We start from the raw sequence: 13,181 nt of genomic DNA, 5'->3' as shown, positions 1-13,181 counted from the left end.
CTCATTACAGTGTGAAGGAGAGACGTAGCGCCAGCGCGGCGAGCGTCACAAACAGGACCGGCAGCGTCATGATGATGCCCGTCCGGAAATAGTAACCCCAGGTGATCGTCATGTTTTTCTGCGCCAGCACGTGGAGCCAGAGCAGGGTGGCGAGGCTGCCGATAGGCGTGATTTTCGGGCCCAGATCGCAGCCAATCACGTTGGCGTAAATCATCGCCTCCTTAATCAACCCCGTTGCCGTGCTGCCCTCAATGGAGAGCGCGCCAATCAGCACCGTGGGCATATTGTTCATTATGGATGACAGGAACGCGGTGATGAACCCGGTACCCAGCGTGGTGGCCCACAATCCGTTCCCGGCCAGGCTATTTAACACGCCTGAGAGATACTCAGTCAGCCCGGCATTGCGCAGGCCATACACCACCAGATACATCCCCAACGAGAAGATGACGATCTGCCACGGTGCGCCGCGCAGCACTTTTCCGGTATTTATCGCATGTCCGCGTTTTGCAACGGCAAACAAAACCAGCGCGCCCGCAGTCGCAATGGCGCTGACCGGAATACCCAGCGGCTCCAGCACAAAGAAACCGAGGAGAAGAAGGAGCAGCACGATCCAGCCGGTTCTGAACGTCGGAAGATCGTTTATCGCGCGTGCAGGCTCACGCAGTTTCGCCAGGTCATATTCCGGCGGAATTTCCTTGCGGAAGAACAGATGGAGCATGACCAGCGTTGCGGCAATTGCAGCGGCATCAACGGGAATCATCACCGAAGCATATTCACTGAACCCCAGCGTGAAGAAGTCTGCCGAGACGATGTTGACCAGGTTCGACACAATCAGCGGCAGGCTGGCGGTATCGGCGATAAAACCTGCCGCCATCACAAATGCCAGCGTAGCCTGCTTGCTGAACCCCAGCGCCAGCAGCATGGCGATAACGATAGGCGTCAGGATCAGCGCTGCGCCGTCATTGGCAAACAGCGCCGCGACGGCTGCGCCCAGAAGGATAATCCAGGTAAACAGCAATCGCCCGCCACCGTTCCCCCAGCGGGCGACGTGCAGCGCCGCCCACTCGAAAAAGCCGGACTCATCCAGCAGCAGGCTGATGATGATGACGGCGATGAATGTTGCCGTAGCGTTCCAGACGATATTCCAGACTACCGGTATATCGTTAATGTGAATCACGCCGCTGACCAGCGCCAGCACCGCGCCGATGGTCGCGCTCCAGCCAATACTCAGTCCTTTGGGCTGCCAGATGACCAGCACCAGCGTAAACAGAAAAATTGCCCCTGCCAGAAACATCGCTTACTCCGTTATATCTGTTTTTGTGAATGTGTCTTGATTAGCACGAACCAGGAAGTCGGTTTTTCAGCTTCAGACGCGTCTCTTCCCGCAGGCAGTTCCAGCTGGTGTCGATGACGGCTGCCGCCCATGCAGGCATGTTGGGAGAGAGACGGTAATGGACCCACTTACCCTCGCGACGGTCGATCACCAGCCCGGACTCGCGCAGCAGGGCCATGTGGCGTGAGACCTTCGGCTGAGATTCGGCGGTCGCGGAGCAGAGATCGCAGACGCATAGTTCGCCCGCTTCGCGGAGCAGCATGACGATGGCGAGCCGCGTTTCGTCGGAGAGGGTTTTGAAGAGGTGGAGTGGGTGGAGCATTCGGTCATCCTGAATGTCTTTTATCATATGCATTAAATCATATATGTTTGTGGCTGGCGAGAGAAGAGGAAAAAGTAGCAAGGATAGAAAAACTCAGGAAGGGCTTGTAGAAGGTCAAAATAGTCTTTATGGCTTGCCCGGAGCAATCCTGACAGTCATGGGAAAGAAACCGTCCCCTGGAACGGTTTCTTTTTATCTGCTCACTTTCAACACTCTTCTGCGCTCAGGCGCAACAGCGATCGTTCCAGATGTCACGGTAAATGATATTCCCCTCCGTGTACTTCCATGAGATGGCTTCATAATGCAATTCGGGCGAGCCGTTCTCGTCCTCAATCCAGAGATGTGCGGGTGTAGACATGTCATTTCCTTATTAGCAAACGTGAAGCTTTTATGGTCCTCAATGCCATATCCAGTAAGCCAGCCCCAGTGTGACCAGGTAAAACAGGAGGATGAATCCCTGGCTAACCTCAGGGAAGTAAACGTCAAGGACATAGCCAAAAATGAACGCGAGGATGATGGGTATATAAGTCCAGAAGAAAAACTGGGCCTGAGATTTGAGCCAGCGTCTTAGAAAGCCCATTAGTGCCTGCCCATGAGCTTCAGGATAGTGTCAGCAGCATCATAAGGGCTTTGACTGTCAGTCCATTGCTGCGTTAGCACGCCCGCGCGCATAAAAGCAGGTTCCACCAGGAAATACATCATTTCCAGTTCTCGCAGGTACAACGCTTGATAGTAGGCAGGATGCATCACTTGCAAGCGATGAGCGCTGTCAGCGGCCTGTTGCACAATCCCATATATCCCCAGCCCGCCAATAGCCGCGCCCGTTAATCCTGAAACGACCTTTAACCCTGAAGATGGAAGGGTTACATAAAGGCAAACAGTCGATGTGACACCTGCAGAGAATGAATATGAGGTTAGCGTGCTGGTGGATATATAAACGTTAGCGCGCATTAGAGCATGCTGTATCGCTGATAATTCTGCCGGGGAATAATTCTTAACCAGCTCCTCAACGTATGTGTTGATTAGGTCAAAGACGATGTTCCAGCGAGAAACGAGATGGAATATGCCCTTTCGGAAGCGAGCGTCCTCCAGGTTTTGTCGGGTGCATACATCGTAATATTCATCAGTAAAGCAGGAGGTGTAGTACAGCAGGCGTTGGGCACCGGCACCTATATTACTCAACTGGCTCTTTACTTCTTCACCTACCGCGCGTACCGCCTGGTCCAGCTTCATGGCCAGTATCTTTTGGCTCTGAAGCTGGCGGATGATCTCTTCAGAATGGTACATGCTTACTGACCTCGCACTTCAGTTCAATTGTGCGATCTTTTGCTGCATTCCCTAAGACCGGTATTGCTATTACTGAACTTGAAAACTGCATTCCTGTCCCCTCCATAGTGTTTCTATCCGCTCCAGCGTATGCCTGTAACTAATATGGAAGTTCAAAGCAGATCATGTTTATGAAAAGCACGGGATTTTTAGGATAATGACCTGATTTTTTTTAATCAAAATACGATTTATCGGGAGCTTTAAGTGCGAATCGATGAGTTCAATACTGAGTGGCGCGTTCCAAAATCCGGAAGAATTGCAGGAACAATTAGCTGACTGATACAGACCCGCCGCTGGCTGGTTTTTTATTATCTGTTACAGCTATATAAAAGTTCTGCCGCGACGATGTCGCTATGCAGGGGAACCTGGAGGCATAAAGCATTAATTTACAGAGTGGTAGTTTTCAGACAACAAAAAACCCATCAACCTTGAACCAAAACGGCGGGGTTGATGGGCTCCACAAATTGGGGACATCAAAGAAAAGCAGTGGCACTAGTTATGACTGCCCCCTGATAAAAAAGTTCTGCGCGTAACAAAAATATTTTCCGCCACGCGCATTCTTAGGAGTTATCCGAGTCCTGGCCAGATGATGATGATCAGCGTACCCGCCAGCGTCAGCAGCACGTTAGCGATAGCGTACGTGCCCGCATAGCCCAGCGCCGGAATGTTGCTGCGCGCGGTGTCGCTGATGATTTCCATAGCAGGTGCACAGGTACGCGCCCCCATCATCGCCCCGAAGAGCAGGGCGCGGTTCATGCGCAGCACGTAGGCACCGAACAGGAAGCAGATCACCACCGGCACCAGGCTGACGATAAGTCCGGAAACCAACATCTGCCAGCCGACGGCGCCGAGGCTGTGACCAATCCCGCTGCCCGCGCTTAAGCCCACGCCCGCCATAAAGACCATCAGACCGAACTCTTTCACCATGTTCAGCGCGCCCTGCGGAATGTAGCCGAAGGTCGGGTGGTTCGCTCGCAGGAAGCCCAGCATGATCCCGGCGAACAGCAGACCGGCGGCATTACCGATGCCAAAGCTGAAGTTGCTGAACTGGAAGGTGATCATCCCGATCATCAGGCCAACGATAAAGAAGGCGCAGAAGGCCAGCAGGTCGGTGACCTGGCTGTGAATGGAGATAAAGCCGATGCGGTCGGCTACGGTTTTCACACGGCGGGCGTCGCCGCTGACCTGCAACACGTCGCCTTTGTTGAGCACGACGTTGTCGTCGATAGGCATCTCAATCTGGCTGCGGATCACGCGGTTGAGGAAGCAGCCGTGGTCGGTCAGCTTCAGCTGCGCCAGGCGGCGGCCCACGGCGTTATGGTTTTTCACCACGATCTCTTCGGTGACGATGCGCATGTCGAGCAGGTCGCGGTCGAACACCTCTTTGCCGTTACGGAAGCTCGGGTCGAGACGGGCGTGGGCGTCCGGGTAACCTACCAGCGCGATGTCATCGCCCATCTGCAGCACCGCGTCGCCGTCCGGGTTCGCCAGAATGCCGTTGCGTCGGATACGTTCGATGTAGCAACCCGTCTGGCGGTAAATCCCCAGCTCACGCAGATTTTTGCCGTCAGCCCAGGCAACCAGCTCTGGCCCGACGCGATAGGCGCGGATCACCGGGAGATAGACTTTACGTTTGGAGTCGGTATCGAGACCGCGCTCGCGGGCGATTTGCTGGGCGCTGGTCTGTAAATCCTGGTGCTGCAGTTTTGGCAGGTAGCGTGCGCCGACAATCAGGCTCACCAGACCAATCAGATAGGTCAGGGCATAGCCCAGGCTCAGGTGGTCGAGTGCGGTAGAAAGCTGCGCGCCGGCCATGCTGGAATGGCGCAGGGTATCGCCAGCGCCCACGAGCACAGGGGTGGACGTCATGGAGCCTGCCAGCATACCGGCCGTTAACCCGATATCCCAGCCAAACAATTTACCCAGCCCTAAGGCGATCAGCAGCGCGCTGCCGACCATTACCAGCGCCAGCATCAGATAATTTTTGCCGTCGCGGAAGAAAATTGAAAAAAAGTTCGGTCCTGCTTCCACGCCAACACAAAAAATAAACAGCATAAAACCTAAGTTGAGCGCGTCCGTGTTAATGCTGAAGTGCTGCTGGCCTAATAATAAGGAGACGACTAAAACGCCAATGGAATTACCAAGTTGAACTGAACCCAGGCGCAATTTACCCAGGCAAAGGCCCAGCGCCAGTACCACAAATAATAACAGGATGTAATTCCCATTTAACAAGTCTGCGACGTTTATATTCACGGAGGCTAACTTCTTGTTTACCAGTAAGTTGTTGAATGAAAGGACTTTTTGGGCTACTGTTTTCTGGGTCAGGGAAAGGCGTTAACGCTCCCTGTTTCCTGCTTTATTCCCTAAAACATTAGCTGGCGTGTAGTTTAATCGTATTAGCTACTGACAGCTACTGATTATCGCATCACCCTGTGCGTACTTTGGCAAGGATTGCCGCATTGCTTTATCTGACTGGGCGTCTACCCGACGAAAGTGTATTTGATAGAGATAAGTCAGGAGGATAGTTTGAACATTAAACGAAACTGGGCGGGGGTGATCAGCTGCTTTTTGCTGTTCACGGTCGTATGCATGTCGCTTGCTTTTAACGTGAAAGGGGCATTCAGGGCATCGGGTCATCCGGAGCTGGGGCTGCTCTTTTTTACGCTGCCGGGGGCTGCTGCCAGTTTTCTCTCCCGTAAAGGGGAGGTGGTGAAGCCGCTGCTGGGCGCCATGCTGGCCGCGCCGCTCTGTTTGCTGCTGATGCGCTTGCTCTATATCTCAACGCGGAGTTTCTGGCAGGAGCTGGCATGGTTGATGAGCGCTGTATTCTGGTGCGCCCTTGGCGCGCTCTGCTACTTATTTGTGCGCAGTCTGCTTCGGCACCGACGGCACCACAAATAAAAACGCCCTCTCGGTGAGGGCGTCTTCACATTACTGGGCAGCAAACAGGCCCAGATGCTCTTTGGCGTAAGCTTCAAAGTCAGTACAGCCGCCGATGTGTTTCTGATCGAGGAAGATCTGCGGTACGGTTTCAACCGGCTTACCGACGGTTTTCTCGAGATCCGCTTTCGTGATACCTTCCGCGTGGATATCCACGTAGCGGAAGTTGAAGTCATCGCGCTCTTCGGTCAGTTTCTCAGCCAGCTCTTTCGCGCGTACACAGTATGGGCACCCTGGACGACCAAAAATTACTGCAAACATTTCTCTCTCCTCAAAAAACAAGCCTGACGGCGAATAAGACATATAGTGCCCGATAACCTGCCGCCATTAAAGAAGGTTTCGCCTGTCGCTTTGATACAGTCAGGCTATGTTTCGCCAATTACATCGCGCAAATCATTGCCTATACTGGCTGCAATACGTATTAAGCAAGACAAAGAGAGACAAGATGACACCCACGATTGACCTGCTCCGTTCCCACCGTTCCATTCGCCACTTCACCGATGAGCCGATTACCGAGGCGCAGCGTGCCGCGATTATTGACAGCGCAAGGGCGACCTCCAGCTCCAGCTTCCTGCAGTGCAGCTCCATTATCCGCATCACCGACCCGGCCATGCGCGAGCAGCTGGTGACGCTGACCGGCGGGCAGAAGCATGTGGCTCAGGCGGCCGAGTTCTGGGTGTTCTGCGCCGACTTCAACCGTCATCTGCAGATCTGCCCTGAGGCCGAGCTCGGGCTGGCCGAACAGTTGCTGCTGGGCGTGGTGGATACCGCGCTGATGGCGCAAAACGCCTTCACGGCGGCGGAGTCGCTGGGGTTAGGCGGTGTCTACATCGGCGGCCTGCGTAACAACATCGAAAGCGTGACCGAGCTGCTGAATCTGCCAAAACACGTGCTGCCGCTGTTTGGCCTGTGCCTCGGCTGGCCTGCGGATAACCCGGATCTGAAGCCGCGCATTCCTGCGGCGATGCTGGTGCATGAAAACCACTACCAGCCGGTCGATCAGGACGTCCTGAATCAATACGATGAAGAGCTGGCAAACTACTACCTGACGCGCGGTAGCAATAACCGTCGCGATACCTGGACTGACCATATTCGTCGCACCATCATTAAAGAAAATCGCCCGTTTATTCTTGATTATCTGCACAAACAGGGCTGGGCGACGCGATAGTCCATTTATCCTGCGCCTGCCTGCGTATATGATACGCAGGCTTTTTCCATGTCTTCAGAGAGGTGCAGGGTGAAAATTGCCATATTGTCCCGGGATGGAACGCTCTATTCATGTAAGCGCCTGAGAGAAGCGGCGGCGAAACGCGGGCATCAGGTTGAGATCCTCGACCCGATGTCCTGCTATATGAACATCGACCCGGCCGCCTCGTCGATTCACTACAAAGGTCGCAAGCTGCCGCATTTTGATGCGGTCATCCCCCGCATCGGCTCCCAGATTACCTACTACGGCACCGCCGCGCTGCGCCAGTTCGAGATGCTGGGCAGCTATCCGCTCAACGAATCCGTCGCCATTTCCCGCGCCCGCGACAAGCTGCGCTCGCTGCAGCTCCTTGCCCGTCAGGGGATCGATCTCCCCGTCACGGGGATTGCCCATTCACCGGACGACACCAGCGATCTGATCGACATGGTGGGCGGCGCCCCTTTGGTGATCAAGCTGGTGGAAGGCACCCAGGGCATTGGCGTGGTCCTGGCGGAGACGCGTCAGGCGGCGGAGAGCGTGATTGATGCCTTCCGCGGGCTGAATGCCCACATTCTGGTGCAGGAGTATATCGAAGAGGCCAAAGGGCGCGACATCCGCTGCTTCGTCGTGGGAAACGAGGTGGTAGCGGCCATTGAGCGCCAGGCCAAAGAGGGTGATTTCCGCTCTAACCTTCACCGCGGCGGCGTCGCGCGTGTAGCCGATATCAGCGACCGGGAGCGGGAAATTGCCGTGAAAGCGGCGCAAACCCTGGGGCTGGACGTGGCGGGTGTAGATCTTCTGCGCGCGACGCGCGGGCCGCTGGTCATGGAGGTGAACGCCTCGCCGGGGCTGGAAGGCGTGGAAAAAACCACAGGGGTCGATATTGCAGGTAAAATGATCTTATGGATCGAGCGTCATGCGACGCCGGGCTACTGTCTGAAAACGGGTGGTTAAATGGATTACCGCGCGCTTTTTGAGTACCCTATGCGAAGTTTTTATTAAAGAGGCTGCATCGCGATGGATTTACAGGTCGTACCTACACTGGATACGTTACGTCAATGGCTTGATGATGCCGGAATTACGTTCTTCGAATGCGATTCCTGCCAGGCGCTGCATCTGCCTCATATGCAGAATTTCGACGGCATTTTCGATGCCAAAATCGATCTGATTAACGACGTGATCCTTTTCTCCGCGCTGGCCGAAGTGAAGCCGTCCGCGCTGCTGGCGCTGGCCTCCGACCTGTCGGCCATCAATGCCAGTTCTTTGACGGTGAAGGCATTTCTCGACATACAGGATGATAATCTGCCAAAACTGGTCGTTTGCCAGTCTTTATTCTCCGGGGCAGGGCTATCGTTCAAGCAGTTCGCCTGGTTTATGCGCCTGAGCGAAGAGCAAATTTCGATGGTCATGATGGAAGCCAATGCACATCATCTGCTGTATAGCGCGGAAGATGATGCAGAGAATAATGATGCATCTCCCAATTTTCTTCACTAAGCCTGTCTGACTTTTGCGCAGTCGCTGCCACGGCGGCTGCAGAAGGCCATTTTTTCTGCTGCTTTTAACCTTCCTTTAAAGAATTATTCACCTCCCTGAAGGCCGTTTCGGCTTATCACGTAGACTTAACTTGCATAAAAAATTGATAAAAGGCGTTTTTTCGTCTGGGCTATAGCCGGAGACACGGGCTACAGTTATTCTTGCGATGCTTCAAAAAGCGAGCGGAAGCTGCCGGGTAAAGAGGTTTCTTTTTATTTTGAGCAGAGCGACAAACTATGCATGATTTTTGCATATATCCAGATTGCACAGTTTTAGTTCGTTTGTTAACGAGCTTTCAGAAGGAATAACACTATGATCGCCTTGAATAAAAAATGGTTATCGGGTCTGGTTGCGGGTGCTCTGATGGCCGTCTCTGCCGGCACGCTCGCTGCGGAACAAAAAACGCTGCACGTTTATAACTGGTCTGACTATATTGCGCCGGACACGGTCGCAAATTTTGAAAAAGAGACCGGCATTAAAGTGGTCTACGACGTGTTCGATTCCAACGAAGTGCTGGAAGGAAAACTGATGGCGGGCAGCACCGGGTTTGACCTTGTGGTGCCTTCCGCAAGCTTCCTCGAGCGCCAGCTGACGGCAGGCGTCTTCCAGCCGCTGGATAAGAGCAAATTACCCAACTGGAAAAATCTCGATCCGGAAGTGCTGAAGCTGGTGGCCAAGCATGACCCGGACAACAAATACGCGATGCCGTATCTCTGGGCGACCACCGGTATCGGCTTTAACGTCGATAAAGTGAAGGCGGCGCTGGGCCCGGACGTGAAGCTGGACAGCTGGGACGTGGTGCTGAAGCCGGAAAACCTTGAGAAGCTGAAAAGCTGCGGCGTCTCCTTCCTCGATGCGCCGGAAGAGATTTTCGCGACCGTGCTGAACTACCTGGGTAAAGACCCGAACAGCAATAAGGCGGATGATTACACCGGCCCGGCGACCGATCTGCTGCTGAAGCTGCGTCCAAACATTCGTTACTTCCACTCGTCTCAGTACATTAACGACCTGGCAAACGGCGACATCTGCGTCGCGATTGGCTGGGCAGGGGACGTATGGCAGGCGGCTAACCGCGCGAAAGAGGCGAAAAACGGCGTGAACGTCTCTTACTTCATTCCGAAGGAGGGGGCGCTGGCCTTCTTTGACGTCTTCGCGATGCCGGCTGACGCGAAAAACAAAGACGAAGCGTATCAGTTCCTCAACTACCTGATGCGTCCTGAGGTTATCGCCCACATCAGCGACCACGTTTACTATGCGAACGGTAACAAGGCCTCCGTGCCGCTGGTGAGCGAAGAAATCCGTAATAACCCGGCTATCTATCCGCCAGCGGATGTGTTCGCCAAGCTCTTCACCCTGAAAGTTCAGGATCCAAAAATTGACCGCGTGCGTACCCGCGCGTGGACCAAAGTGAAAAGCGGTAAATAACGGCGTTTGGTATTGCTGCCCGGTGGCGCTATCGCTTACCGGGCCTCTACAACCCGTAGGCCGGGCAAGCGTTAGCGCCGCCCGGCGATGCGCACCCTGACGGTGCGTTTGCACCAGTTTTGATCTCTACCGGAGAACACCCCGTGAATGACGCGATCCCCCGCCCGCAGGCGAAAGTCCGTAAAGCGCTGACCCCGCTGCTTGAAATTCGTAACCTCACTAAATCTTTCGATGGCCAGCATGCCGTGGACGACGTCAGCCTGACGATCTATAAAGGCGAAATTTTTGCCCTTCTGGGGGCCTCTGGCTGCGGTAAATCGACCCTGCTGCGCATGCTGGCCGGTTTTGAACAGCCCACCGCCGGGCAGATCGTGCTCGACGGCGTGGATCTCTCCAGCGTGCCGCCGTATCAGCGCCCGATCAACATGATGTTCCAGTCCTACGCGCTGTTTCCGCATATGACGGTGGAGCAGAACATCGCCTTCGGCCTGAAGCAGGACAAGCTGCCGAAAGCCGAAATTACCGCGCGCGTGGCCGAGATGCTGAGCCTCGTGCACATGCAGGAGTTCGCGAAGCGTAAGCCGCACCAGCTCTCCGGCGGCCAGCGTCAGCGCGTGGCCCTGGCCCGCAGCCTGGCAAAACGCCCGAAACTGCTGCTGCTCGACGAACCAATGGGCGCGCTGGATAAAAAGCTGCGCGACCGTATGCAGCTCGAAGTGGTCGATATCCTTGAGCGCGTGGGGGTGACCTGCGTGATGGTGACCCACGACCAGGAAGAGGCCATGACTATGGCCGGACGTATTGCGATCATGAACCGCGGCAAGTTCGTGCAGATTGGCGAGCCGGAAGAGATTTATGAGCATCCGACCACCCGCTACAGCGCGGAGTTTATCGGCTCGGTTAACGTCTTCGAAGGGCTGCTGAAAGATCGTCAGGAAGACGGTCTGGTCATCGAATCGCCGGGGTTGCAGCATCCGCTTAAGGTCGATCCGGATAACTCGGTAGTGGATAACGTACCGGTCTACGTCGCGCTACGTCCGGAAAAGATCATGCTCTGTGAAGACCCGCCTGCTGATGGCTATAACTTTGCCGTCGGGGAAGTGGTGCACATTGCTTATCTGGGCGATCTCTCTATCTATCACGTGCGCCTGAAAAGCGGGCAGATGCTCAGCGCGCAGTTACAGAACGAACATCGCTATCGCAAGGGACAGCCGACCTGGGGCGACGAAGTGCGCCTGTGTTGGGATGCAGACAGTTGCGTTGTGCTGACGGTATAAGGAGCGGCCAATGAGTACACTTGAACCTCCAGCCCGCGTCGAAAAGCCGGGCGGCTTTGCCCACTGGCTGACGCGCATGCAGATGAAGCACGGCCGCAAGCTGGTGATCGCCATGCCGTACGTGTGGCTGATCCTGCTGTTCCTGCTACCGTTCCTGATTGTTTTCAAGATAAGCCTGGCGGAAATGGCGCGGGCGATCCCGCCTTACACCAACCTGCTGGACTGGGCCGACGGGCAGCTGACGCTGACCTTAAACCTGGGTAACTTCCTGCAGCTCACCGACGACCCGCTCTATTTCGAAGCCTATCTGCAGTCGCTGCAGGTGGCGGCGATCTCGACGCTCTGCTGTCTGGTGATGGGCTACCCGCTGGCGTGGGCGGTGGCGCACAGCAAGCCGTCGACGCGAAATATCCTGCTGCTGCTGGTGATCCTGCCGTCGTGGACCTCGTTCCTGATCCGCGTTTACGCGTGGATGGGGATCCTGAAAAACAACGGCGTGCTGAATAACTTCCTGATGTGGCTGGGAGTGATCGATCAGCCGCTGACGATCCTGCACACCAACCTCGCGGTCTATATCGGCATTGTGTACGCCTATCTGCCGTTTATGGTGCTGCCGATCTACACGGCGCTGACGCGTATCGACTACTCGTTGGTAGAAGCGTCGCTCGATCTCGGTGCCCGTCCGTTAAAAACATTCTTCAGCGTCATTGTCCCACTGACCAAAGGCGGCATTATCGCCGGGTCGATGCTGGTCTTTATCCCGGCGGTGGGGGAGTTTGTTATTCCGGAACTGCTCGGCGGGCCTGACAGCATCATGATTGGCCGCGTGCTGTGGCAGGAGTTCTTCAATAACCGCGACTGGCCGGTGGCGTCGGCGGTGGCGATCGTGATGTTACTGCTGCTGATCGTGCCGATCATGTGGTTCCACAAGCATCAGCAGAAACAGATGGGAGATCACGGATGAACAACTTACCGGTAGTGCGCTCCCCGTGGCGAATTGCGATCCTGGTCATCGGCTTTACCTTCCTGTATGCGCCGATGCTGATGCTGGTGATCTACTCGTTTAACAGCTCCAAGCTGGTGACGGTATGGGCAGGCTGGTCGACGCGCTGGTACAGCGAGCTGTTCCACGATGATGCGATGATGAGCGCGGTGGGGCTGAGCCTGACCATTGCGGCGCTGGCGGCGACCATGGCGTCCGTGCTGGGCACGATCGCCGCGCTGGTGATGGTGCGCTTCGGGCGTTTTCGCGGTTCAAACGGCTTCGCCTTTATGATCACCGCTCCGCTGGTTATGCCAGACGTGATCACCGGTCTCGCGTTGTTGCTGCTGTTCGTAGCCCTGGCGCACGCCATCGGCTGGCCGGCGGACCGCGGGATGCTCACCATCTGGCTGGCGCACGTCACCTTCTGTACCGCCTATGTCGCGGTGGTGATCGCCTCGCGCCTGCGCGAGCTGGATCGCTCCATTGAAGAGGCGGCGATGGATCTCGGCGCGACGCCGCTGAAGGTCTTTTTCATCATCACCCTGCCGATGATTATGCCGGCGGTGATCTCCGGCTGGCTGCTGGCGTTTACCCTGTCGCTCGACGATCTGGTTATCGCCAGCTTTGTCTCCGGCCCGGGGGCGACGACGCTGCCGATGCTGGTCTTCTCAAGCGTGCGCATGGGGGTCAACCCGGAGATCAACGCCCTGGCCTCTATCATCCTCGGTGTGGTCGGAATTGTCGGATTTATCGCCTGGTATTTGATGGCGCGCGCGGAAAAACAGCGCGTGCGCGATATCCAGCGTGCAAGACGCGGCTGAAGGATTTAAAATTTCCAGTGATGTGCCGCGCAT

Annotated in this window: 13 protein-coding genes and 1 pseudogene; 8 read left to right on the top strand and 6 right to left on the bottom strand. The window is 55.5% G+C overall.

All coding sequences use genetic code 11. The features are described 5' to 3' along the window. Positions 1–4: 4 nt before the first annotated feature. The 5 genes and pseudogenes from BFG58_RS07410 to BFG58_RS07390 all read right to left on the bottom strand — a co-directional run bounded on the left by BFG58_RS07410 (position 5) and on the right by BFG58_RS07390 (position 5,234). A complete protein-coding gene (locus BFG58_RS07410) occupies positions 5–1,294 on the bottom strand; it encodes an arsenic transporter (protein ID WP_069719545.1) in 1,290 nt (429 codons plus the stop codon). Positions 1,295–1,334: 40 nt separating this feature from the next. Further along, entirely contained in the window at positions 1,335–1,655 is a 321-nt protein-coding gene (locus BFG58_RS07405) for a metalloregulator ArsR/SmtB family transcription factor (RefSeq protein WP_048222207.1), read from the bottom strand. Between the two features lie 223 nt (positions 1,656–1,878). Beyond that, positions 1,879–1,956 (bottom strand): annotated as a pseudogene (locus tag BFG58_RS23755) (type VI secretion system tube protein Hcp); the annotation flags it as partial. Between the two features lie 278 nt (positions 1,957–2,234). Beyond that, positions 2,235–2,942, bottom strand: a complete 708-nt coding sequence (locus tag BFG58_RS07395; RefSeq protein ID WP_069719544.1) for a hypothetical protein — start codon at positions 2,940–2,942, stop codon at positions 2,235–2,237. A gap of 606 nt (positions 2,943–3,548) precedes the next feature. Continuing rightward, entirely contained in the window at positions 3,549–5,234 is a 1,686-nt protein-coding gene (locus tag BFG58_RS07390) for an aspartate:alanine antiporter (protein WP_069719543.1), read from the bottom strand. Positions 5,235–5,507: 273 nt separating this feature from the next. Here BFG58_RS07390 and BFG58_RS07385 point away from each other — a divergent pair, with 273 nt between their 5' ends. Next, positions 5,508–5,882: an inner membrane protein YbjM gene (locus BFG58_RS07385; RefSeq protein ID WP_024907859.1), complete on the top strand. Its 375-nt coding sequence runs from the start codon at positions 5,508–5,510 to the stop codon at positions 5,880–5,882. A 30-nt stretch (positions 5,883–5,912) separates the two neighbouring features. Here the strand turns inward: BFG58_RS07385 and BFG58_RS07380 are convergent, their stop codons facing one another. Then, positions 5,913–6,182 (bottom strand): GrxA family glutaredoxin, encoded by a 270-nt coding sequence (locus tag BFG58_RS07380; RefSeq protein WP_006809455.1) that lies wholly within the window; start codon positions 6,180–6,182, stop codon positions 5,913–5,915. A 184-nt stretch (positions 6,183–6,366) separates the two neighbouring features. Between BFG58_RS07380 and nfsA the strand changes: the two genes are divergently transcribed. From nfsA to potI, 7 genes are all read left to right on the top strand, one after another. Beyond that, entirely contained in the window at positions 6,367–7,089 is a 723-nt protein-coding gene (gene nfsA / locus BFG58_RS07375; protein WP_063621274.1) for a nitroreductase NfsA, read from the top strand. A 69-nt stretch (positions 7,090–7,158) separates the two neighbouring features. After that, complete coding sequence (gene rimK / locus BFG58_RS07370; RefSeq protein ID WP_045908436.1) at positions 7,159–8,061, top strand: 30S ribosomal protein S6--L-glutamate ligase; 903 nt, start codon at positions 7,159–7,161, stop codon at positions 8,059–8,061. Positions 8,062–8,124: 63 nt separating this feature from the next. Then, the gene (locus BFG58_RS07365) at positions 8,125–8,601 is read left to right on the top strand and encodes a YbjN domain-containing protein (protein ID WP_003858385.1); all 477 of its coding nucleotides are present in this window, start codon (positions 8,125–8,127) and stop codon (positions 8,599–8,601) included. A gap of 351 nt (positions 8,602–8,952) precedes the next feature. Next, positions 8,953–10,065 (top strand): spermidine/putrescine ABC transporter substrate-binding protein PotF, encoded by a 1,113-nt coding sequence (gene potF / locus BFG58_RS07360; protein ID WP_045908435.1) that lies wholly within the window; start codon positions 8,953–8,955, stop codon positions 10,063–10,065. Positions 10,066–10,208: 143 nt separating this feature from the next. Beyond that, the gene (gene potG, locus BFG58_RS07355) at positions 10,209–11,342 is read left to right on the top strand and encodes a putrescine ABC transporter ATP-binding subunit PotG (RefSeq protein ID WP_021240929.1); all 1,134 of its coding nucleotides are present in this window, start codon (positions 10,209–10,211) and stop codon (positions 11,340–11,342) included. 10 nt (positions 11,343–11,352) lie between these two features. Continuing rightward, positions 11,353–12,306 carry a putrescine ABC transporter permease PotH gene (potH, locus tag BFG58_RS07350; RefSeq protein WP_024907854.1) on the top strand — a complete coding sequence of 318 codons (954 nt, stop codon included), beginning with the start codon at positions 11,353–11,355 and terminating at the stop codon, positions 12,304–12,306. After that, positions 12,303–13,148, top strand: coding sequence for a putrescine ABC transporter permease PotI (potI, locus tag BFG58_RS07345; protein ID WP_008503447.1), 846 nt, complete (start codon positions 12,303–12,305; stop codon positions 13,146–13,148). The genes potH and potI overlap by 4 nt, the downstream gene beginning before the upstream one ends. Positions 13,149–13,181: the final 33 nt, after the last annotated feature.

This window comes from Enterobacter sp. ku-bf2, assembly GCF_001742765.1.
Lineage (GTDB): Bacteria > Pseudomonadota > Gammaproteobacteria > Enterobacterales > Enterobacteriaceae > Enterobacter > Enterobacter quasiroggenkampii.
The sequence above is the reverse complement of the archived record's forward strand: the minus strand, read 5'-3'. Positions and strand labels throughout refer to the sequence as shown.